The organism is Portibacter marinus (assembly GCF_021533195.1).
GTDB lineage: Bacteria > Bacteroidota > Bacteroidia > Chitinophagales > Saprospiraceae > Portibacter > Portibacter marinus.
The window spans coordinates 1-23,028 of record NZ_JAJNKB010000001.1; the positions used below are offsets into that span (position 1 = coordinate 1).

Annotated in this window: 18 protein-coding genes, 1 tRNA gene and 1 pseudogene; 12 read left to right on the forward strand and 8 right to left on the reverse strand. The window is 38.0% G+C overall.

Features of this window, described 5'->3' with window-relative positions:
* On the reverse strand, nt 1–145 hold a 145-nt coding region (locus L2567_RS21230; protein ID WP_406626638.1), incomplete at its 3' end, for a transposase.
* A 98-nt stretch (nt 146–243) separates the two neighbouring features.
* Between L2567_RS21230 and L2567_RS00005 the strand changes: the two genes are divergently transcribed.
* The 3 genes from L2567_RS00005 to L2567_RS00015 all read left to right on the forward strand — a co-directional run bounded on the left by L2567_RS00005 (nt 244) and on the right by L2567_RS00015 (nt 3,561).
* Nucleotides 244–768, forward strand: a complete 525-nt coding sequence (locus tag L2567_RS00005; RefSeq protein WP_235295624.1) for a hypothetical protein — start codon at nt 244–246, stop codon at nt 766–768.
* A 358-nt stretch (nt 769–1,126) separates the two neighbouring features.
* Complete coding sequence (locus L2567_RS00010) at nt 1,127–2,641, forward strand: glycoside hydrolase family 28 protein (protein ID WP_235295625.1); 1,515 nt, start codon at nt 1,127–1,129, stop codon at nt 2,639–2,641.
* A gap of 116 nt (nt 2,642–2,757) precedes the next feature.
* Nucleotides 2,758–3,561 (forward strand): hypothetical protein, encoded by an 804-nt coding sequence (locus tag L2567_RS00015; RefSeq protein ID WP_235295626.1) that lies wholly within the window; start codon nt 2,758–2,760, stop codon nt 3,559–3,561.
* A 1-nt stretch (nt 3,562) separates the two neighbouring features.
* On the opposite strand, the gene L2567_RS00020 is transcribed toward L2567_RS00015, so the two are convergent.
* Together L2567_RS00020 and L2567_RS00025 are read right to left on the reverse strand one after the other, a co-directional pair.
* The gene (locus L2567_RS00020) at nt 3,563–4,771 is read right to left on the reverse strand and encodes a pentapeptide repeat-containing protein (RefSeq protein WP_235295627.1); all 1,209 of its coding nucleotides are present in this window, start codon (nt 4,769–4,771) and stop codon (nt 3,563–3,565) included.
* An 8-nt stretch (nt 4,772–4,779) separates the two neighbouring features.
* On the reverse strand, nt 4,780–5,595 hold the full coding sequence (locus tag L2567_RS00025) for a VOC family protein (RefSeq protein ID WP_235295628.1): 816 nt from the start codon (nt 5,593–5,595) through the stop codon (nt 4,780–4,782).
* 76 nt (nt 5,596–5,671) lie between these two features.
* Between L2567_RS00025 and L2567_RS00030 the strand changes: the two genes are divergently transcribed.
* The 3 genes from L2567_RS00030 to L2567_RS00040 all read left to right on the forward strand — a co-directional run bounded on the left by L2567_RS00030 (nt 5,672) and on the right by L2567_RS00040 (nt 8,572).
* Nucleotides 5,672–6,205, forward strand: a complete 534-nt coding sequence (locus tag L2567_RS00030; RefSeq protein WP_235295629.1) for a gluconate 2-dehydrogenase subunit 3 family protein — start codon at nt 5,672–5,674, stop codon at nt 6,203–6,205.
* A complete protein-coding gene (locus L2567_RS00035; RefSeq protein ID WP_235295630.1) occupies nt 6,202–7,914 on the forward strand; it encodes a GMC oxidoreductase in 1,713 nt (570 codons plus the stop codon). Before L2567_RS00030 ends, L2567_RS00035 begins: the two co-directional genes overlap by 4 nt.
* Before the next feature lie 157 nt (nt 7,915–8,071).
* A complete protein-coding gene (locus L2567_RS00040; RefSeq protein ID WP_235295631.1) occupies nt 8,072–8,572 on the forward strand; it encodes a GNAT family N-acetyltransferase in 501 nt (166 codons plus the stop codon).
* Between the two features lie 59 nt (nt 8,573–8,631).
* Here L2567_RS00040 and L2567_RS00045 read toward each other — a convergent pair whose 3' ends face one another.
* Nucleotides 8,632–9,540 carry a YihY/virulence factor BrkB family protein gene (locus tag L2567_RS00045; protein ID WP_235295632.1) on the reverse strand — a complete coding sequence of 303 codons (909 nt, stop codon included), beginning with the start codon at nt 9,538–9,540 and terminating at the stop codon, nt 8,632–8,634.
* Nucleotides 9,541–9,580: 40 nt separating this feature from the next.
* Complete coding sequence (locus tag L2567_RS00050) at nt 9,581–10,366, reverse strand: 3-keto-disaccharide hydrolase (RefSeq protein WP_235295633.1); 786 nt, start codon at nt 10,364–10,366, stop codon at nt 9,581–9,583.
* Between the two features lie 37 nt (nt 10,367–10,403).
* On the opposite strand from L2567_RS00050, the gene L2567_RS00055 reads away from it, so the two are divergent.
* Complete coding sequence (locus tag L2567_RS00055; RefSeq protein WP_235295634.1) at nt 10,404–10,859, forward strand: GNAT family N-acetyltransferase; 456 nt, start codon at nt 10,404–10,406, stop codon at nt 10,857–10,859.
* 89 nt (nt 10,860–10,948) lie between these two features.
* On the opposite strand, the gene lipB is transcribed toward L2567_RS00055, so the two are convergent.
* Nucleotides 10,949–11,665, reverse strand: a complete 717-nt coding sequence (lipB, locus tag L2567_RS00060; RefSeq protein WP_235295635.1) for a lipoyl(octanoyl) transferase LipB — start codon at nt 11,663–11,665, stop codon at nt 10,949–10,951.
* Nucleotides 11,666–11,754: 89 nt separating this feature from the next.
* Here lipB and L2567_RS00065 point away from each other — a divergent pair, with 89 nt between their 5' ends.
* The gene (locus tag L2567_RS00065; RefSeq protein WP_235295636.1) at nt 11,755–12,789 is read left to right on the forward strand and encodes a redoxin domain-containing protein; all 1,035 of its coding nucleotides are present in this window, start codon (nt 11,755–11,757) and stop codon (nt 12,787–12,789) included.
* Between the two features lie 119 nt (nt 12,790–12,908).
* On the opposite strand, the gene smc is transcribed toward L2567_RS00065, so the two are convergent.
* Entirely contained in the window at nt 12,909–16,451 is a 3,543-nt protein-coding gene (gene smc / locus L2567_RS00070) for a chromosome segregation protein SMC (RefSeq protein ID WP_235295637.1), read from the reverse strand.
* Between the two features lie 183 nt (nt 16,452–16,634).
* Nucleotides 16,635–17,972, reverse strand: coding sequence for an MATE family efflux transporter (locus tag L2567_RS00075; protein ID WP_235295638.1), 1,338 nt, complete (start codon nt 17,970–17,972; stop codon nt 16,635–16,637).
* Nucleotides 17,973–18,041: 69 nt separating this feature from the next.
* Between L2567_RS00075 and L2567_RS00080 the strand changes: the two genes are divergently transcribed.
* From L2567_RS00080 to L2567_RS00100, 4 genes and pseudogenes are all read left to right on the forward strand, one after another.
* Complete coding sequence (locus tag L2567_RS00080; RefSeq protein WP_235295639.1) at nt 18,042–20,132, forward strand: S9 family peptidase; 2,091 nt, start codon at nt 18,042–18,044, stop codon at nt 20,130–20,132.
* Nucleotides 20,133–20,162: 30 nt separating this feature from the next.
* Nucleotides 20,163–20,237 (forward strand) — tRNA-Val (locus L2567_RS00085).
* A 507-nt stretch (nt 20,238–20,744) separates the two neighbouring features.
* Nucleotides 20,745–21,550, forward strand: a pseudogene (gene proC, locus L2567_RS00090) (pyrroline-5-carboxylate reductase).
* A 259-nt stretch (nt 21,551–21,809) separates the two neighbouring features.
* Nucleotides 21,810–23,009, forward strand: coding sequence for a glutamate-5-semialdehyde dehydrogenase (locus L2567_RS00100; protein ID WP_235295642.1), 1,200 nt, complete (start codon nt 21,810–21,812; stop codon nt 23,007–23,009).
* Nucleotides 23,010–23,028 lie beyond the last annotated feature (19 nt).

Genomic DNA, 23,028 nt, shown 5'->3' on the forward strand with positions numbered 1-23,028 from the left:
TTGATAAAAACTCTCGCTTCCAATTGGTGATCATCTGTGGATGGATATCATATTTCTGTGCAAGCTGAGCAATCGTGCTTCGCTCCTTTAAGGCCTCCAATACGACATCTGTCTTGAATTTGCTGGTATACTTTTTTCTACTCATAACAGTAAATTTAATGGTTTGTAATCAAACTATATTCACTGTCTAATTTTCGGGGGGAACTTCAGAACAAACCTTGATAACAAAAAAAATCAAATAACATGATTAAGTTCTTTAGACACATACGGCAGCGACTAATCTCTGACGGCAAATTTAGTAGATATCTTCTTTATGCAATTGGAGAAATCATACTTGTGGTTATTGGAATCTTAATTGCATTACAAATCAATAATTTAAATCAAAAAAGTCAGGAAAAGGAACAACTCAAAGCTTCATTCGAGCTTATGCAGTTAAATTTGAAGGAAGACATTAACAAATTAGATGATCAGATTACCTACAATGAGTCTATTCAAAAACACATCGATAATTTTTTCAAAATATTAGCAAATCCAATAGAAACTCAAAAGTTGCCTTTAAATGAAATAGGAAATGTTGCCAGAGAGAAATCCTTTTATTCTGTAAATACAGCATTAAAATCTATGGAATCAGGTGGTCATTTCAAATGGATTAATAACAACGAATTGAGAGAATCTATCTACATCTACTACTCAGAAACTGAAAAGTTTTCAAAGCTTGTTGAAGCTCATAATCATTTTGCAAGAGAATATGTCGAAGGATTCGTTTAAAAGAACTGGGATTTAGCTGATTATATATCCGGTATTAATCCTTATTTTGAAACAAGAGCTGCAAGAACAAATAATAGAAAAGTGGTAATAGAAAGTGTTTAATTTGAAAGCATTGTCGTAGGTAGAAAGCTGAAAACCAATACAGAAATAAGTTGGTCTAATAGTTTAAATGAAAAAAGCACTTGATTTGTACGATAAAATTGAGAACTATTTGAATCATATCAATAATTAACGAAGCACAAAAACAGATAAGAATTAAGAGCCCCTTCGTCACTCCTCCTCTCTCATCACTAACTTTTTATCTTAAACCTTCCAAAAGCATCACTGCAAATATTATATTTAGATCATATCACGGAATTTGAATATTATTATACATAGAATCTTAGTCATCCTCGCAGTCTGCCTTTCTGCCGCTGTACTTAAAGGAAGGGAAATCAACATCTTAGATTATGGTGCACTGCCCGATGGTAAGTCATTGAATACTACTGCTATTCAAAGGGCAATAGATACTGCCAGCGTGTCTGAAAATGGAATTGTCTATATACCTAACGGAACATTTCTGACCGGTACACTTTACTTAAAATCTAATGTGGAATTAAAGCTCCATCAAGAGGCAGTGCTACTAGGAAGTACGGATATTGACCAATACTACAAGATAAATAGATGGAAAGCGCTGATCATAGCGCAAGGTGAACGAAACATCAAAATTACCGGGAAAGGCACCATCAACGGACAAGGAAGAACGCTAGCTGTAAATATCGACAACTTATTTTATGAAGGCAAAATAGATAGTGCTGATTACAACTTCGTTGAAATGAGACCTAAGTATTATTTACGTCCACAAATTTTGGAATTGGTAGCATGTGAAGATGTAGTCATTAAAGGAATTACTTTCAAAGACGCAGCATGTTGGGTTCAAACCTATGACAAATGCAGGAACGTGATGATCGACAGCATCACAGTGGATAGTGACGCCTATTGGAACAACGATGGGGTAGATATACAAGATTGTATCAATGTAATCTTAAGTAATTCCTTTATTAATTCGGCAGATGATGGAATTTGCCTGAAATCCCAATCCTCTGATCATTATTGCGACAGCATCACCATCGAAAACTGTGTGGTCAGATCAAGTGCCAGTGCCGTAAAATTTGGAACGGTCTCTCATGGTGGATTTAGAAATATCAAAATAAATAACATCAAAATTTATGACACTTTTCGCTCGGCTATTGCCATTGAATGTGTAGATGGAGCCGTCTTAGAAAACATTTTGATTGAAAACATCTCGGCTGAAAATACGGGAAATGCCCTCTTTATACGCCTTGGAGAACGATCAAAGAAAGAAAAAATGGGTGTATTAAGGAATCTGACGATCAGAAATGTAGAGGTAAAAGTAGCATTTGAGAGACCTGATTATCCATATGATATTCGAGGACCTGCTCTACCCTTTTTTCATAATACCTTCCCGGCATCTATCGTAGGAATTCCGGGATATCCTGTAGAAAACATTCAACTGGAAAACATTAATATATACCATCCCGGACGAGGAAATGCCGGACTAGCCAATGCACCGTTAGAAAGATTAAAGCAGATTCCCGAAGAAATCGATGAATATCCTGAGTTTTCTATGTTCGGCGAGTTACCCGCATGGGGCTTGTATTGCAGGCATGTCATGGGCTTAAGTTTGAATCAAGTCCATTTTCATCTGAAGGAGAAAGACTACAGACCTGCAATGGTTTTAGATGATGTTCACAACAGTTCCTTTGTCAAAGTGAAGATGCATGGCCCCATACAAGAGGTGCCTATCATCCTCCATAACTCATCAAATAATCGATTTACAGATTCCTCACCGAGTGATCATATCAAAAATTGAAACCTATTAACCTCCATAAGATATTGTTGAAGTGCGCCTGCACTCTGTTGCTTTTCAACTGTTCCCGGGAGACAAAAACAAATAATTTTCCCAGTTTAGATCACAAGGGTATTTTATTGACAACCAGATTTGACTCCTTTGAAGAATTTAAAAAAGAGGTAAAAATTGAATATTACGAACGTCCAAGATCTTGTGTTGAATTAATACAGCGCTATAAAGATCGTGAATTGGTGAGTAAACTATGCGAAGGACTTAAAGAATCAGAAATAACAGATGCTAATAATGGAAGCATATTGGATAAATTAAGCCTGATGGTAAAGTCTCCCTATTTCATAGCCAATCGATATGACATGTTGAAAATCTGGTTGTTAGCAAGAAACAGGCCTTATTATTTCGGAAATGGTGACATAGCATTTTATAATGTGGCAGTTGCGATGCAAGATAATATTCGCAAGGAAACTATAAAGGATTTACAAACTGAGGACTTTTCAGAGAAAGGATATATTAACACTTTTAATCATGTTATTTCCCAGGCTTTTATGACGGCACTCTACGGTGAAAAACTAGCTGATTTTATTGCTGATACCCATGAGAGAAATAAATTGCCAGAGTTAATTACCGGAGAGTTTTCAGAGACTCAAATTAACGATTTAGATGAAGGCCCTCTGGATAATTACATCGATGTGATCAATAATAAATGGGGACAGGAATTAGGAAAAATGCTGAGAATAAAATATGGTATCAACCGATACACCATTTGGGACCAAAAATTACTGGTGTCTTTTTTAAATGATCTACAGAGTTATTTTATGTGGTCTTTAGATATCCAAATGAAGGCTTTTTCAGAACAAGACCCCTTAGTATATAAGTTTGCCACTAAAATTAATAAAATCAACCTTCATAGCAAAGGTATGATGTGATCTATTGTCTGATGAAAAGACGAAGATAAAATGGCTCCTTTTCATTGTCCTGGATGGCATAAGTCTGTTTTATTTTTTCATGGTTAACGACACCATAGTCTGCAAGAAGTTCGAACCAATTAAGATCATTAACATATGCAAAGTCAAGATTTACATTTTCAAAATGAGTTTCTTCCATATTGGTTTCACTGAGATTGACTCCAACCATTTGAGTATTTTCAAAATTGCTTCCTTTAACAGAGGCTTTATTCAGGAATGAATAATCCCAATTCCCTCCCTTAATTTCTGCATTACAAATTTTTGCATAAGACAACACCGTCCTATTAAAATTTGAATTTAGAATTTGCGTATGGTTTAAAGTTGAATTTTGCATTAAACTCTTATGAAAAGTTGAGTTTACTATCGTTGCAGAATCCAGATTAGCCCATTGAAAGTTAGAATTGGTAGCATCTGTATTTCGTAAAACGGCACCTTTCATCGTTGTTTTTTCAAAATTTGCATCAGATATTATAGCATTTGAGAGATTCACGTGATTAAGATTTGATTCTTGAAGCATGGCATTTTTCAAATTGATGCCTTCCAAATGACTACCTTCCAGGTCTGCATTCCTAAGATCTGCATATTCGAATGAAATTGTATTTATTATTCGTGAAAATGAAAGCGAATCAAGATTCAAGGCTTTTATTAGTAGAAGCATCTGGCCTCTTTCCGGACTAGTCTTGATGGTATATTGATCAGAATATTGGATTTCGGTAGGAGCAAACGTTCTGTTTACCACTTTCAGTTGATCTATACTTTCAGAACTTACAATTCCATTTTTTCGATGTTCTTCAGAAAGTCTCCAAATAGTAGAATCCAATATGACATTTGCTTTTGCTCTTAAATCAGCTATAATGAAATCATTATGTTGTTGCAATTTTTCATTTTCTATGTAGGAGCGTTCTCTGAATTGTCTATTCTCCATCCACAAATAGGTAATGCCGATCACAAGACATAATATGAGGCTTGAAAATAGAATAGAAAAAATGGTAGATTTATGCTGATCCGATCTTTGGTAAATGAATATTAGGAGGCCAAGGGATAGTCCGGCAGCAAGTCCAAGTAAATAGGAACTGTCTCGTTCCAAATAGGGTATTTTCAGAGAACCCAGAGACCATCCGATCACACATGCTAAAAATAAAGCTATTATTGCTATTGGATTTAACTTCATTTCAACAGTTACAAGTCGGCAATTACAATCTTTTTCATCTTCAACATCCGCTCTACACTTTCGTTATTCTGAAGGAGTTCTCCCAAATTTTTCGGAATGACCTGCCACGAGACGCCATATTTGTCCTTCAGCCATCCACATTGACCTTCTTGAGCTTCCGCAGCAATCAAACTTGACCAATAATGGTCCATTTCATCCTGATCATCACATCTTAGTACAAATGAAATGGCCTCATTGATGTTCCAATCGTGATGAACATGACTACTCATAAAGCTGAAAATGTTTCCATTTAATTTATGTTGAGCAAATTGTATCGCACCTTCAGGCATTCCAAATGAAGGTTCATATTCAGCTTTCATGAGCACTGAACTAGTGGGGAATATTCTATGGTAGAAATCAAGTGCCTGATCTATGGCAGCATTTTGGTCGTTCACAAACATGACAGAGGGTACAATGTTTTGCGCATTGTTGATGGTATCCACGTCCAGTTGCCACGAAACACCATATTGATCTTTGACCCATGCATATTTTCGGGTCCAAGGATAAGCGCCTAATTCCATCAATGCTTTCCCATTCTCCAGTAGCCGCTCATAAATTCTTTCTATTTCCTGATCAGAACCACAATACACCATAAATGATATGGCTTCATTAATTTCATATTGAGGACCACCGTTTAAGGCGGTGAATAATCGATCATTAAGCTTGTACTGGACGGTCAAACCATTATCTTCGAAAATTTCTCCATTGAAAAGTTGACAGTGAAACTCCGCAGCCTCTCTAGCATTGGAATTAAACCATAAGCATGGGCTAATCTGTTTTTCCATCCTGAAATTTAATTTAAATTTCTAATACAACTAAACCTCCCTCCATGAGATTCAAAATCTTTTTTTAGTTTTAAAGATGAAAAGACGACAAGTACTAAAATATACTGCCTTATTTACCGGAGCTGCAGTCGGTGCTCCATTATTACTTTCTTTAGAAAGTTGTGCATCAGAGGTCAAAAACGTTAATACATATAAACCACAATTTTTTTCAGAAGACGATTTTGCCATTGTTAAGAAAGTAGTTGATACTATATTACCTGCCACTGATAGTCCTTCCGCTTCGGAGGTAGGCGTTCATGTTATGATAGATGATATGGTGGCCAATGTTTATCCGGAACCTGAAAAGCAAATCTATGCAGATCAGTCCAAGGTACTTATGAATCACCTCAATTCTTTAGAGACCATCGATAAATCACAACTTTTGTTAATCGAGCAGGGCGATGATGAAGTGCTGAGAAATGGATTTCAAGCGCTCAAGCAACAAAGTGTAGCGTATTACCTAAATACGGAAAAAGTAGGAAAAGAATTTTTAAATTATCTACCAGTCCCTGGCGAATATGAGGGATGTATTGAACTATCAGAGGTAGATGGAAAAGCATGGGCCATATGAGTTTTAACCAAAAAGGAAAAGAAGAAAGAACCTATGATGCAATTGTCATCGGTTCAGGCATTAGTGGTGGATGGGCTGCTATGGAATTGTGTAAAAAAGGCCACAAGACGCTCATGCTTGAGAGAGGCCGTATGGTGAAGCACGGAGAGTATCCAACCGCCAGCCTGGATCCCTGGGAACTGGACCATCAAAATAAGGTGACTGCTGAAGAAATAGCTCAGCACTATTACAAACAAAATAGACTCAATTGGTGGGTCAATGAGGACAATAAGCATTGGATTAACAAGGATGACGAATATCCCTACGATGAAGTCAATAGATTTGATTGGATCAGAGGTCATCACGTAGGAGGAAGATCTATTATGTGGGGGAGGCATTGCTATAGATGGAGTGATATTGACTTCGAAGCTAATTTGAAAGACGGTATCGCAGTGGATTGGCCTATTCGATACAAAGATATTGAGCCATGGTATGACTATGTAGAAACTTTCGTAGGTGTAAGTGGGCAGAAAGAAGGCCTCAAACAGGTACCCGATGGCAAATTTCTCAAAGCCTTTGAATTGAATTGTGCCGAGCAATATTTTCGCGAGGCTGTCGCTAAAAAATATCCGGACAGGGTCATCACGCCTGGAAGAGTAGCAAATCTTACAGAATATGATCCCGATAAACACAAGGGAACTCGGGGACAGTGTCAATCGCGTAACAGATGCTGGCGAGGTTGTCCTTATGGAGCTTATTTTAGTTCTGTTTCTTCTACCATCCCTGTTGCTATGGATACTGGTAATTTAAGTCTTAGACCCGATTCTATAGTTCATGAGATTATGTTTGATGCTGAAACCAGAAAGGCAACAGGCGTAAGAGTGAAAGATGCCAATACAGGCGAAGAATTAGAATTTTTTGCGAAAATTATTTTCTGTAATGCCAGTACGATAGGAACTACCGCTATCCTGTTAAATTCAAGATCCTCTGAATTTCCAGATGGTTTAGGCAATACAAGTGGTGAACTCGGTCACAACATGATGGATCATCATTATGGCATGGGTGCTTCTGCCACCCTGCCTGGTTTTGAAGACAAATATTACAAGGGGAGAAAACCATTGGGTTTTTACATCCCTCGCTTCAGGAACATTGATGAAAATACGAGGAGGAAAGATTATATCAGAGGATTCGGCTATCAAGGTCGAGCATCACGTGATAATAACAATCCAGAAGGACTGCTTGGAGAAGAGTTGAAGGACGCCATTTTTAAACCGGGACCATATCGAATCAGTATGACATGCTTCGGGGAATTGCTACCCTATCATGAAAATCGCATGTGGTTAAACTTTGATAAAAAGGACAAGCATGGGATGCCGATCATCACTTTCGACGCACAACTGAGAGAAAATGAAATGAAATTGAGGGTGGATGGCGTCAGATGTGCAGAGGAAATGCTTGAAGCTGCTGGTTGTACAGATATTTCTTCCTACAATTCGGCTACAGCCGTCGGAGCAGCCATTCACGAAATGGGCACGGCCAGGATGGGGAGAGATCCTGAAACAAGTGTACTTAATCAGTGGAATCAAATGCACGAAGTAAAAAATGTTTTTGTGACGGACGGTTCATGTATGACCAGTTCAGCTACTCAGAATCCGAGCATCACTTATATGGCATTGACTGCGAGGGCCGTTGATTATGCCCATAAGCAGATTGATAAAGGAGCGTTATAGCTTGCTTGAAGCCAAAGAGACCACTTTTTCGAGGCATGAAAATCATCCAGAGCATTATATACTGCTGTCGGTTTGGCATTAGTATTTATCGATCCGAAAAGATTAACTATGGACATCGGTTGAAAATTTATATTTCAAAATGATAATTTTTTCCCGCATGATAAAATATGAAACTGATCGTCTTATTTTGAGAGAAGCCTCTATGGAGGATGACGCATTTATTTTTGATCTATTGAATAATCCAACATGGATAGAATTTATTGGAGATCGGCAGATTCATTCACTTGGCGATGCTCAGATGTATATTCAAAACCAACTCGTTAGAAGTTATCAGATTAATGGATTTGGCATGTATATCATGGAACAGAAATCAAGTGAGACTCCGATTGGATTATGTGGATTTTTGAAGAGAGAACAATTAGATCATGTGGATATAGGGTTTGCGATACTACCTAAGTTTGCTGGGAATGGCTACACATTTGAAGCCGCTGAAAAGATCATGACAGCGTCTAATTTGTCAACAATTTATGGTATTACGAGTGATAAAAATGAAACGTCTAAAAAGTTACTTAGAAAATTGGGAATGGTACACATTAAGAATTTCAAGTTCGGTAAATACAATGGGGATTCAATGCTTTTTTCTACAGGGAAAGAGTAATTGAACTTATTTAGAACGTACGCGCATATAAGTATTATAGAATCTCTGTAATATATATGCTATTGCATATTTTCAACCTCTTTCTCCTCCACAAAAGTAGCGTGTTTAGAAGGCTGTATATAGTTATCATGCAATTTGGCATAGACGTAAGTAAAATTGGCACCAAACAACAGTATGATGCTTGAATAGTAGATCCAGGTCAGAAACAGAACCAACGATCCGGCTGCTCCATAGGCGGAACCTACATCTGAAAAACTGAGATAAATACCCAATAAATATTTGCCGATAATAAAAAGAATAGCGGTTACCAGACCGCCCAATCGCACTTGTCGCCACTTTATTTCGGCATCTGGCAAAAACTTAAATATCAGTGCAAATAGAAAAGTAGTAAGAATTAAACTGATGGTAAAATTTAGCGTCTGAACCAGCACCATTGCAGCACCCGAGAGCAAGTCTGTGAGGTAATTTTCAATAAGAAGAACCACACTATCTACGGCAAGAGTCACCAACAATAAAAAGCCAAGACTCACAACCATTGCAAAGCTTAATAGTCTGTTTACCAAATACTTAACAATAGATGACTCAGGTTTTGGTTTAAGGTTCCAAATGTTATTCAGTGCATTCTGCAAGGAGATAAAAACTGTAGTTGCACTAAAGACCAGCGTTCCAATGGTTATCGCCTTCGCCCACCATGTCTCTCCCAGGTCACCTGCATTCTCCAAAATCATATCTACGGTTTCCACACTGGACTGACCCATAAATTGGTGGAGCTGCTGCAGTAGTTTATCCTGGACGTTATCTGACTGATAAGCCGTACCGATCAGCATTGAGATCAATAGTGTGATGGCCGGCAATGAGATTAGTGTATAAAATGCAATCGAAGCTCCATAGGTCATTGGATCTTTCTGAAAGAAACTTTGCCCGGTATCTCTTAGCAAAATCAAAGTTCTCTTAAGTCTAGTCGCCATTAACCTTTTCTTTATATACTCAATTATGAAGTTGAATGTTCTACAACTCCCTAATCATAATGTTTCTAAAATCGATGGGTTGGCCTTCTGCCTGCAAGGCAATATGACCTTTGCTTAAAAGCTGACCGTCGATTTTGAGTGCGGGGTCATAACCAGCTACCACCCCACCTCCTATTTGAGGCTTGGTATATTCAAGCACCTTCTCACCATTGATATAATGTTGAACTAAAGAATCACCATGTACAATTAACTCTGCCTTAACCCATTGATCTCCAAAATAGGTATCTGAACTTGAGGGTATGCAATGTCGTGGGTCCATTTCATCTTTATAATAGACTTCTGTTCCAGGACTGCACATATTTCCAGTTGGACGTTCTTCCCCTGGGGTAATACCTGCTAAAAATTGCATTTCTACTGAAATAGGCCAGTTTTGTTCTTTCAACATGGTTTTGGGATCCTGGCTATGAAACATAACACCACTGTTCTTCAAAGCATAGGCAGGTGTGCCAGGATGGATATCTCCCACAAAACGATATTCTAATATCAGGTGAAAGTTGGAATAGGATTGATCAGTATAAAGATGGCCGAAACGATCATTGAATTCTCCTTCATAGTCATCATAGCGCACCTTAATCATCCCATCTTCTGCTCTAAATGTATTCGCGTAGTTATCGCCAGCTTCATAATGATGTATTTTTGCAGTCCATCCAGACAGGTCTCTACCATTAAAAAGATCTTTCCATTCTGACACTTCCTCCATTTTGGGAAGTGGCTTGCTGCCAGTACAAGAAATCATAAATATTCCAATCAAGAAAATTGCTCTCATTATATAAAGATTTTACATTTGAAAGATAAAGATTTTTATGCTTGATCTAAAAAAAACAAATGCGGCTGACCCTGATTTTGTTCGCTTGGTTAAAAAGCTGGATGAAGATCTGACCATAAGAGATGGCGATGATCACGAATTCTATGATCAATATAATCAGCTTGATGACATTAAATATGTGGTGGTCGCCATTAAAAATGGTAGGGCAATAGGTTGTGGAGCGATCAAGCAATGGGATGACCAGACTATGGAAGTGAAAAGAATGTGGGTGGATGTACAGGAAAGAGGCCAAGGCTTTGCCTCTCAAATCTTAAATTTTCTGGAGGAATGGGCGCGGGAACTCGGATTTAATAGATGTATTCTGGAAACGGGGATCAGACAGCCTGAAGCCATTGGCCTTTATAAGAAAAACAGGTATATGGTCATCGAAAACTATGGACAATACCAGGGAGTCAAAACCAGTGTCTGCTTTGAAAAATACATGCCCTCGTAAGGGTAAATATCTTATATTACAAAACTCCTTGAAAATAAAGACTTGTCAAGATAATGTAGGCTTACTTTTCTGAATGCCTAGACCAATGATTAATCTATTCCAGAAAATTTAAACTCAAAAAGACGCTGAAATTCTGACTTTAGAATTTCTTTGACACCCTTGTAATCCACCTTGCGGCCCAATTCTCTTTCCAGGGATGTGACATCTTTATCCTTCTCAGCGATACCACATGGTATAATATAACGGAAGTATTCAAGATCTGTATTTACATTGAATGCCAATCCATGCATGGTCACCCATCTGGAAAGATGGACACCAATGGCACATATTTTCCTTTGCGGACCATTTTGGTCTCTGGGCAACCAAACTCCCGTGTAATCCTTTAGCCGCTCTGCTTGTATTTCAAAGTGTGCTAGTGTCCTGATCACTGCTTCTTCCAGATACCTCACATATTGATGAACATCTGTAAAAAATTCATCCAGGTCGAATATCGGATAAACCACGATTTGCCCCGGCCCATGATAAGTGATGTCACCACCCCGGTTGATTTTAAAAAAGTCAATCTCTCTTTGTTTTAAGTCTTCTTCACTAAGCAACAAGTGATTCATACTTCCACTTTTACCCAATGTATATACCGGTTGATGCTCACAATAAATTAAAAAATGCTCCTGTGTTTCTTCCAGACCTTCCCGTCGGTTTTTAATTTTTCGATCTTTCAACCGATTATGAAGGATGGTCTGCTTATCCCATGCATCACGATAGGATATCCTGCCCCAGTCCTGAAATTGTACTAAAGTGTCGTTCATACTGATTTGTCTGTTACAAAACTACTGATGATAAGCGATTTAACTATTTTTAAGGAACAATTATTGAGAATACATTTGAAACTAAAGTAATGAAGAACTTAACGTCTATCTTGTTTTTATTGTTTTTAGGTCAATGGTTAAGTGGCCAAATTGCACCCAATTTTACCATAACTGATTCTGATGGAAAAGAACATCATTTATATGAAGATTACCTTGATCAAGGAAAAATCGTAGTCATCAAAATGTTTTTTGTAGACTGTCCAATTTGCAAGCCTTATAACGAGCCATTTCAAAATTTATACGAAGAATTAGGTGCAGGAGAAGATAGCGTTGAGTTTCTTTTACTGAGTACTAAAAGCTGGGACAGTAACGAAGATGTGCAAGGTTACAAAGAGCAATATGGTCTGACATTTCCAGCAGCAGGAAACGATGGTGGTGCTTTCCAGGCAACAGCACCTTATCGAAATGGAGATTTTGGGACATTTTTTGGATCACCCACCTTTATTGTGATTGAACCTGATAAGACCGTACACTTCGATATTGCTGCAAGTGGTGTAGAAGCTACATTGACGAAAGTAAAAGAAAAGGTAGTTGAAATTAAAAATCAAAATTCAGGAATGGCAGAGGGTACTCGGATTACCATAAATGTTATTGATTATAAAGGTGAAGAATTACCTCCATATAGCCTGATCTTGAGATCTTCAACGCAACCTGATAGTTTTTATATGGTACCAGACAGCTTTACTTATCCTTCGGCCCAATTTCCAGTTCTTGATTCAGCTGTGATATCTATGGAAATCAATGAGTTCTCTAAAAAAGGTATTTCTACCATTGACATTGTCATCATACAACGTCATATCCTTCAAATACTTACATTGGATCCATTCCAGCTTTTAGCAGCGGATGTAAACGACAGTGGTACAGTATCCACAGCGGATTTACTAAGTATCCGCAAACTCATTCTCCAATTGAAAGATGAATTCAAAGTTGGCAAATCCTGGCAAGCTATTGATTCGCGCTGTGGAACCAGTTCTGAGTATTGCAAAGAAAGCATTCCCATTCTTATGAATTTAGATCAACAAAATATTGATTTTACGGTTATTAAGTACGGAGACGTAAAGTAAATGCCCTTATATTATAGATTCCTGTAATATATATGGCATGGAAGTTGTTCATCATTTGGTGACCGCTGTAACGGTTAAAAACCAACCAAGAGGAGTGCTTCTGTTAAGGCACTCCTTTTTTAATAGGTATTCAATTCTACATTCGCCACTGTTCCCTTTTCTTCATAACTTCTAAAATCCACAGCACTTACTGACGAAATACCTTTCTTTTGCATGAAAACACCATAGAGTACATCGACTTCCGCCATGGTGGCTTTATTATGGGTTACAATGATGAATTGAGACTTATCCGAAAATGCTCTGATAATGTTGGCAAACTTTTGAATATTGGTGTCGTCCAGAGGGGCGTCAACCTCGTCAAAAATACAGAAAGGTGCTGGCTTCAAAAGGTATAAAGAAAAGAGCAAAGCAGTTGCTGTCAGCGTTTTCTCCCCACCTGATAATTGGCTGAGGGACTTGGGTCTCTTTCCTTTAGGCTTGGCTATAATCTCGATTTTAGAATTAAGTGGATCATTTTCATCTTCCAGCACCAAATCACAGTCATCACCTTGGGTAAAAAGACTCCTAAACACAACCACAAAATGCTTTCGTACTTCATTAAATGAATCCAGAAATAATTGGGTAGCCGTTTCTTCTATTTCACTGATGGTATTCATCAAACTAACCTTCGCCTTATTAATATCATCACGCTGCTCAGTGATGTGAATGAAACGCTTCTCCATCTCGTCGTAGGCCTCGAGCGCCATCGGGTTTATTTCTCCATAATTGTCAAGACGTCGTTTGTATTTTTCGACTTGCAATTCTAATTCCGTTTCATGGTTACCTTCTTCGATTTCAACGTCAAATAGGTCTGAAACTTTATATTCAAATTCGATACTCAGCCTTTCTCTAATGCTATTTTTTCGAAACTTAAAGTCGTTCAACTTGTCCTTGAGTTGATTGATCAGGTATTGCTTATCGTTGATGTTTTTAGATAGCTTTCGAATATCGTCTTCCACTTCATTGGCCAGTGCCCTTGCCTTAAAATAAGCCTGCTCAGCCTTGGTCAGATCTTCTTGTTCTGAAGATCTCTTCTGATACTTTAGTCTCAATTCTTCTGAAAGCTTGTCCAACTTTTCAGTGGATTCATCAAGCTCAATGGTTTGTTTTTCTAAGGTTTTCTTAGCGTCGCGTAGATTTTGCTTTAATTCACTTATGCTATGATCTTGATATCTAATGTCTTTGCTAATGCCCTCCAAAAGATTTTCACTCTTTATCAACGCTATGTTTTGCTCATTGTAGGTATTTCTGGCATTTGACAATTCATCGTTTAGTTTCTCGAGGTCAGAGTCCTGAGCGTTAAGCTCATCGTTGAGTGCGTCTACTTTGTTCCTATAGTCCTCCTTGGATGTTTTGATTTCCAGTAAGCCCATCGTTGTCTCCTCAATTTTCGATGTAAGATCAACAAGTCGGGCTTCGATGTTCGTTATTCTTTGGTCAGAAGAGTCCAATTTTGAGCGAAGAAGGAAAACTTGTCTTTCTTTGTCTGATCGCAACCTTTCTTTCATTTTGATTTCATGGGTGAATTCGCCCGATTTCATTTTTTCAAGAACTTCTTTTAACTCGCTCAAAATGAGTTCCTCCTTGCCGAAAAGCATTTTTTCTTTGCTTATTTGCTTATCGAGGTGTTCAATCCGCTTCTTTCGACCTATTTTCTTGCCTTCAAATAGTCCGACCGATCCTCCCGCAATTTGTCCAGGTCCTTTAAAGATGGAGCCACTTTCAGATACTATGATTTGATCTTTAGAGGAATTGTTAAATAGTTGCTTTTCCGAAATGATCTGGACATTTCCACAAAGGAGATTGATTAATGGACGATACTTATCCTCCGTTTGTATGACGGTTGCAAGCGATTCTTCGTGAACAACTGTTTTTTGTTCATCGATCTCATTCAAAAGAAAAAACTGAGCTTTGCCTTTTTGAGCTTTCTGGAGGATTTGTATTGCTGCTCTTGCTTCTTGCAAGTCATTGACAATGAAAAAATTAAGGTATGGTTGTAAAACTTGCTCTACAGCTGCTCTATACTTCTCTTCCGTATTAATGACATCGGAAAGCAACACCTTCCTGCCGTCCCACTGACTATGGAGAAATTTCACAGACTCAGAAAATCCTTCCATGTTTTCAACCATACTCTTCAGTAGGCTTTGTTCATTGGTTAGAGCATCGATTTTTCTATTAATCTTAGAAATCATATCTTTCTGAGGGGTAATTTCATTTTCGGTTTTTAGAATGACCTCTTTTCTGTTCTGTTCTTTTTCTTGGAGATGATTTAATTCCTGGTTAATGATCTCCAGTTGTTTCTCCAATTCAAGCAATGAATCTTTCTGCTCCCCAATGCCTTCCTTTATATTGATTATTTCATTTTCGCTTTCGGTTTTATCTCTCTTAAAAGTCTCGATCTTATTTTGGGTAACAGCGAGTTTTTTATCCAATTCAAAAATGGACTCCTGAAACCTTTGTAGATTTTTGGTTTTATCTTGCTGAAATTGCTTGTTAGACTGAAATTGACCGTTTAGTTGATCTACATTTTCTTGTAATTTTAGCAATCTTGTCTGATGGGTTTTGAATTCTTGTTCTCTTTCCAGATATTGTTTTTCAAGAGATACTTTGCGGCGGTGTATTTCCTCAAGTTGAGGTTCTGCCGAAGCTATTTGTAATTTTGCTTTGTCACTGTTATTCTTTGAAAAACTTATCTTTTGCGCCAGCAGGTTTTTTTCATTTTCTGACCTCCTGATATCATCTAGTAAATCATTAAGATTTTTTTGAAAAGCAGACAAATGACGCTCACCTTCTAAATTTTTAAGCTTCTCTTCTTCAAGGATAGCTTCCTTTTTAGATAACTCTGCCACCCAATCATTATAGTCCTTTTTGTTGTCTTCAATTTTTTGATTCAGGGAGACAACACCTTCTTCTAATTGATCCCACTTTATTTTATACAGAAGAATGCTGGATTCTTTATATTTTTCCTTGATCTCAAAGTACTTTTTGGTTCGCTTTGCTTGCTTTTCAAGATCCTTTAGATTTTTTTCAATTTCATAGAGCAAATCTTCAATTCTTTCCAGATCCGCATTTGTGAGTTTCAGTTTCTGAAGGGTTTCCTTCTTGCGCTTCTTGAACTTAGAGATACCAGCCGCTTGCTCGAACATTCTGCGTCGGGCATTTTCCTTATCCTGAAGGATATCATCCACCATACCCAACTCAATAATGGAGTAAGAATTAGATCCGATTCCAGTATCCATTAAAAGAATGTGAATATCTTTTAATCTGCATACCACATCATTGATCCGATACTCACTATCCCCACTTCTATAAAGTGCTCTTGTTATCTTAACAGTATTGTATTCGGTTGGAAGGACGTTTTTTGTGTTGTCAAAGATGATGCTTACTTCAGCAAGATTAGCTTGCTGCTTTTTAGCGGCTCCATTGAAAAGCACATCACCCATTTGCTCCAATCTTAATTCCTTAGACTTTTGCTCTCCTAATACCCATCTGAAAGCATCTACTACATTGGATTTACCACTCCCATTCGGTCCTACTATTCCGGTCACATTCTCATCAAAATGCAGTACAGTTGGATTTCCAAAACTCTTAAACCCCTTAATCTCTAACGACTTCAATCTCATAGCCCAGCAAAGATATTCAAATATGAATTTTACTTATACGAATGTTTTCCACATATGGGGATAACTTTAAGTTCTAATGATTAGGGAGACAAGACATATGTCCTTATTTACAAATATTCGTATGCAGTACAATAAACCAGTAGTACAACTCTAAGAAATGGCTTGTACAACCATTGGCCCTATCTAGATTTTTATTTTACTCCAATCAAATTTGTATAAAAACCACAAACTGATGAAAAAGGTAAATACCCAGTACAGCACTTCTGAAAACCATGCAACTACAAGGTTGGAATCAAAATACTTTACAAAGACAAAGACATAGATCATATAGAAAAAGGTCAAACTACCTTGAATCCATAGGCCCAGCTTGGTTGCCCCTATTCCTAATATTCCATTGAACAATATGGCACCACTTGAAAAGAAAATCAGGATAATTCCTAAAACATAGAGTATGGGACGAGATTCTGTAATGATGGTCATATCTTCGCGTCCAAACAGTGGATAAAGCATGAATTCCGGATAAAAGATAACAGGAATAGAAATGATGACCGTCAGGATAAAATTAATGTTGACCGTTTTCCATATCACCGGAATCACCTCATCGTCGTTTCCTGCCCCTCTCATATTACTAGCTAAAGTATTGATCCCCGAACTGAAACCCCAGGTGGGAATAGATAGAATTAAATAGACTATTCGGACAAGATTCGAGATTTCTAGTTTATTTCCACCCATGTTTTCAATTAAACTGAAAAACACAAACCATGAACCCAACCCGATGATGACTTGAATGACAATGGGAATAGAAACTTTGAACACCTGCCAAACCAAGGGTATACTAAGTCTTGGAAAAAAGAAGATGCCCCTGACCAAACGATTCTTCTCAAAAATCATATAGATGATAAAAACGACAAATGCGATAAACTCAGCCACAGATGAGGCCCAGCCTGCCCCGGCAATTCCCATTTCAGGAAAGCCCCATTTGCCGAAAATAAAAGCGTAATTCAATACCATATTGACCGTTGCCAGAACAATCACATCTACCACGATAAACCTGGTTTTGCCGATACCGGTATATAAAGCGACAATAATGACGCCCAGATAACTAAAGAAAATTCCATAGGATCTTGGAATGAGATATTTGACACATCGATCAAATGTTTCCAGGTCCGAAACAATTTGTTTGAAAAACCATTGGCCTCCAAACTGAATACCTGTAAATATTAATGTGGCGATCGCTAATTCAAAATAAAGTAAAGCATAGAAACTTCGCACCAAGTTGCGATTGTCACTCTCCCCGAATCTGCGGGCAATTATGATTTGACCTCCTCTGGAAAATCCATACCCTATGGCAGAAATGATGAGATAGAATACACTGACCAGACCTATTGCTCTGAAATCAACGTCACTGTAATGAAATAAAAAGACGGAGTCCGTAAGTGCAATAATGTTTTGGACTGCACTGCCCAACATGATCGGAATTGAAATCGCAAATATCTGGCGGTATGTCGTTTCTAACTTCAAGTTATTTCATTCTTCCAGCGCACAACATAAGAAATTTTATATGGTTTATATTTGCGCAAAATCGGATAAATGGAAAGTAAGATAATAAACCCGCCTGTTGCAAAGAAAATACCTGCTAAACTGACGAAGCATGGAGATACCAGGATAGACGAATATTACTGGATGAAGCTCACCGATGCTCAGAAGGATGCAGTCGAGAAGGACGAACAGACCTTGGATGTGATCAACTACCTTCAGGCTGAGAATACCTATACTAAAGCTATTCTGCAGCATACAGAAGAAATGCAAGAGGATTTGTTTAATGAAATCATAGGACGAATCAAGCAAACGGATATGTCTGTCCCATTCAAGTTTAATGGATATTGGTACATTACCAGATACGAGGAAGGTAAAGAGTACCCCATTTATTCAAGAAAACGAGAGACACTTGAAGCACGAGAGGAAATCATGCTAGAGGTCAATGAAATGGCGGGTGATTCTGAATATTATGCCATAGGCGGCAGAAGTGTCAGTCCGGACAACAAAATATTGGCCTATGGAGAAGATAAAGTCAGTAGAAGGATTTATACCATCAGGTTTAAAAACCTGGATACCGACGAGCATCTTGACGATGTTATCGAAAATACCACAGGATCTGCGGTATGGGCTAACGACAATAAGACCGTTTTTTATGCCAGAAAGGATGAAGCATTGAGATCCTATAAAATTTTCAAGCATGTGCTAGGGACTTCTTCTGAACATGATGAAGAAATCTATCATGAAAAGGATGAGACGTTCAGCACGTTCATCTACAAGACGAAATCACGTAAATTCCTTGTGATAGGTTCTTACGCTACAGTCTCTCAAGAATATCGAATTCTGGAAGCAGACAACCCTTCCGGAGAATTTAGAATTTTTCAAGAAAGGCAAAGAGATCACGAATATGCCATTGCACATTTTGAGGATAGATGGTACATTAAAACCAACTATGAAGCAAAAAACTTCAGACTGATGGTCACTTCTGAAGAGGAGACGACGATTGACAAGTGGAAAGAGGTCATTTCACACCGACCTGAAGTATTGTTGGAAAATCTGGACATCTTCAAAGAGCATTTGGTGCTCTCAGAAAGAATCGAAGGCATCACCAGGCTAAGAGTAATTCCTTGGTCTAATCACAAAGAGGAACATTATATCGAGTTTGAAGAAGAAGCTTGTATGGCCTACACATCTACGAACCCGGAATTTGATACGGAGATTTTACGTATCGGATACACCTCTATGAAGACCCCGAATTCTACCTATGACTATAATATGAAGTCGAAAGACATGAAGCTTCTAAAGCAGCAAGAAGTGGTAGGTGAATTTAATTCTGATGATTATAGATCCGAAAGGTTGAATGCCATAGCAAAAGATGGTATGAAGGTGCCTATCTCGTTGGTCTATCACAAAGATACGGAGATCAATGAAACCGCTCCGCTATTGTTATACGCATATGGTTCCTATGGTCATAGCATGGATCCATACTTCAGTAGTGTGAGATTAAGCTTGTTGGATCGTGGATTTGTCTTTGCAATCGCTCATATTCGAGGCGGAGAGGAAATGGGAAGGCACTGGTATGACGATGGCAAGCTCTTGAAGAAGAAAAATACCTTCACTGATTTTATAGCATGCGGTGAGTTTCTAGTTCATGAACGTTATTGTCATCCGAATAAACTATTTGCCATGGGAGGAAGTGCAGGCGGCTTACTAATGGGTGCTGTGATTAATATGGCTCCCCAATTATGGCGAGGCGTGGTTGCTGCTGTCCCTTTCGTAGATGTAGTCACGACGATGTTGGATGATACGATCCCTCTTACAACCGGAGAATATGATGAGTGGGGTAATCCAAACATTAAAGAGTATTATGACTACATTAAATCTTACTCGCCATATGATAATGTGAAAGAACAGGAATATCCCAACATGCTAGTGACCACAGGTTATCATGACTCGCAAGTGCAGTACTGGGAACCAGCAAAATGGGTTGCCAAATTGAGGGACAAAAAAACAGATGATCATCTCCTTTTACTTTATACGAATATGGGTGCCGGACATGGAGGTGCTTCCGGAAGATTCAAGAGATTTCGAGAAACGGCGATGGAATATGCATTTTTTATTGATCTGGCTGGTGTGGATTTTTGATTTATTTATATCTTGCGTCGCGAAAGTAATGAGAGCGTAGCTCAGTTGGTTTAGAGCACTAGCTTGACAGGCTAGGGGTCGGCGGTTCGAGCCCGCCCGTTCTCACTCTCTTACTTTTTCTTCCCGATACATTTTACCTTTGCTTAAATTCAATTGTAGTTTAAGAAATTAAAACTTTCGCTACCGAGAAGAGATTATTTTCACTGATCAGGCAAGAAAGCTTATTTCTACTAGTTTCGATAGCTGAATACAGTATTATTGATTTTATGCTAAAGGTTGGAGAGTAAAACGAAATATTTTACTTCTGGCTTATCAAAAATTAAACAGAAGAATTGATGGTCTAAGCGAAATGATAAAGAGCATCATTTTAAAATAAAAGAATAGGCCTTACATGTTTTTATATTTTTAAAATGTAAGCATAATATTTTATTCTATGTTTTACCATTAAAGTAGATAAATAATCTTCCGATTCCTTGTTTAAATATCTTTTGCATAATTTTGTTCTGTCCCAACGGAAAAGAAATTTATTTTATGTATTGTACCATTTGGTTATAAATCTGAACTCTTTTCCTCATAACTTTTAAGGTACAGTCGACTAAAGCAATTAGAAAAATGAGAGTATTAGTAATTGGCGGAGGTAATATGGGTTCTACCTATGCTGAAGCCATGTCTAAATCAAAGCTGTTAAGGAAAAGGAATATTATGATCCTTGATAGTGCGGAAGACAAAGTCAAATCTTTGACTAAATTATCCCACTTTGACGCCTTTCTGAAACCTGAAGATTGCGTACCTGAAGCGCACATTATTTTTATAGCTGTTAAACCTTACCATAGTGAGGAATTGTTTAAAAAAATAAAGCCTTTAGTTTCTAAAGGACAAATTGTTATTTCCATCATGGCAGGGGTCAGCATTGAACGCATTCAATCTGCACTCGGCATTAGCAAGGTCGTCAGGGCTATGCCTAACCTTCCTGCTCAAATTGGAAAAGGAATGACATCCTTCACGGCCTCGCCTGAAGTCTCCAAAGTTGAACTATTAACAGTAGAGAATTTGATAGACACAACTGGTCGATCGATTTATGTAGACAGCGAAGTTTTTCTTGATGCTTCTACAGGAATTCGGGAAGTGGTCCGGCATATGTCTTTTATTTCATGAAGAGCATGATGGACGCGGCCCTACAAATGGGATTTTCTGAGAATGATGCTAAGTTTTTAGTAGCACAGACCTTTGAAGGAGCAGTACAATTGTTTAACGCATCCAAGCTGACTCCAGATGATTGGATGGACAGAGTAGCTTCTAAAGGAGGTACCACCAGAGCCGCTTTAGATTCTATGGACGACAACAAGTTAAGTGAAAAAATCAAGGATGCTGCATTCGCTGCCTTTAACAGAGCAGTGGAATTAGGAAGTAAATATTAAAATCGTCATGAAGGAGAAAGAGAGCATAGTTATTAAAATTGGAAAAAATGTGATGACCAATTCTAGAAATAGAATTGTCCTTCCTATTTTGAAACAAGTAGTATCCCAGGTAGCAGAACTATTTGAAAGAGATATTATCAGTGTCTTGCTGCCAATAAAATTTCGACCTACATTGCAAATGGAAAGCGACCAAACGTTATTTTAGATATCATGGCAGGCAAGAAAGTATGCACAAAAATTACCGTTTAAAATATTAAAAGTGAAGCAGATAAATACCGAAATAAAAGACAATGTTTTAAGGTCAATGATTCGTCTTTTAGACGAAAACAGGTCAATGATTCTTAAAGCAAACAAAAAAGACGTCAACCATTTTGATCGTGATGATCAGGCTTTATTGGATCGGTTGATTGTCGACAATACAAAAATCGACGATATGAAACGATCACTTCGGGAGGTTTTAGCGCAGGAGGATCCGGTCAAGAAAGTGATCAGTGAAATTACAACTGATAATGGGCTAAAGGTGATTAACCGTACGGCAGCCTTTGGTACCATTATGATTATTTACGAATCCCGACCTGATGTGACGATTGAAGCTGCGGTGCTTGCTTTTAAAGCTGGTAACAAAATATTTCTCAAAGGGGGTAAGGAGGCAAAATTTAGTAATAAAGCTCTTGTGGAACTTTGGCACAAAGCTTTATCAGAAAATAATCTATCTAATAATTGGATTGAATACCTTGAACTGTCCAGGCAAGAGACTCGTGACTTTCTCGTCTCTCCTACTGAGAAACTAGATCTGATAGTGCCTCGAGGTGGTGAAAAGCTGATCCAATTTGTAAAAGAAAATGCGAAATGTGCTGTATTGGTTAGTGGAAGAGGTAATAATTTCATGTATGTACATACTGATGCGGATTGGGAAACCACGAAAAAAGTCATCATTAACGCTAAGACTCACAAGATTTCTGCCTGTAATGCTCTTGATAAGATCTTAATCAATCGAAGTATAGCTGCATTAGGGCAGAAATTGAATGAACTTCAATCTCTTTTACAGGAAAATGATGTTCAGGTATTAGTAGATCAAGAAGCACATGAATACATGACTAATAGCGTTTTAATTGAAGATCAGGAGATTTGGTCAGAAGAATTTTTGGCCATGAAGTGTTGTGTTGGCCTCATTGATAATGCGACGGAGGCTATTGATAAAATTAATCGTCATTCTGGTGGGCATTCATCGACCATAATGACCGAGGATGAAGAAACTGCCATGCATTTCATGGATCAAGTTGACAATGCTGCCGTCTATCATAATGCATCCACTAGATTTACGGATGGCGGTCAGATGGGTGTAGGAGCAGAATTAGCAATATCCACCGACAAGTTGCATCATAGAGGACCGCTGGGACTTAAAGAACTGGTGACCAATAAATATTATGTTTTTGGAAACGGCCAGATAAGAACATAAATTCTGAACAATTCACCCC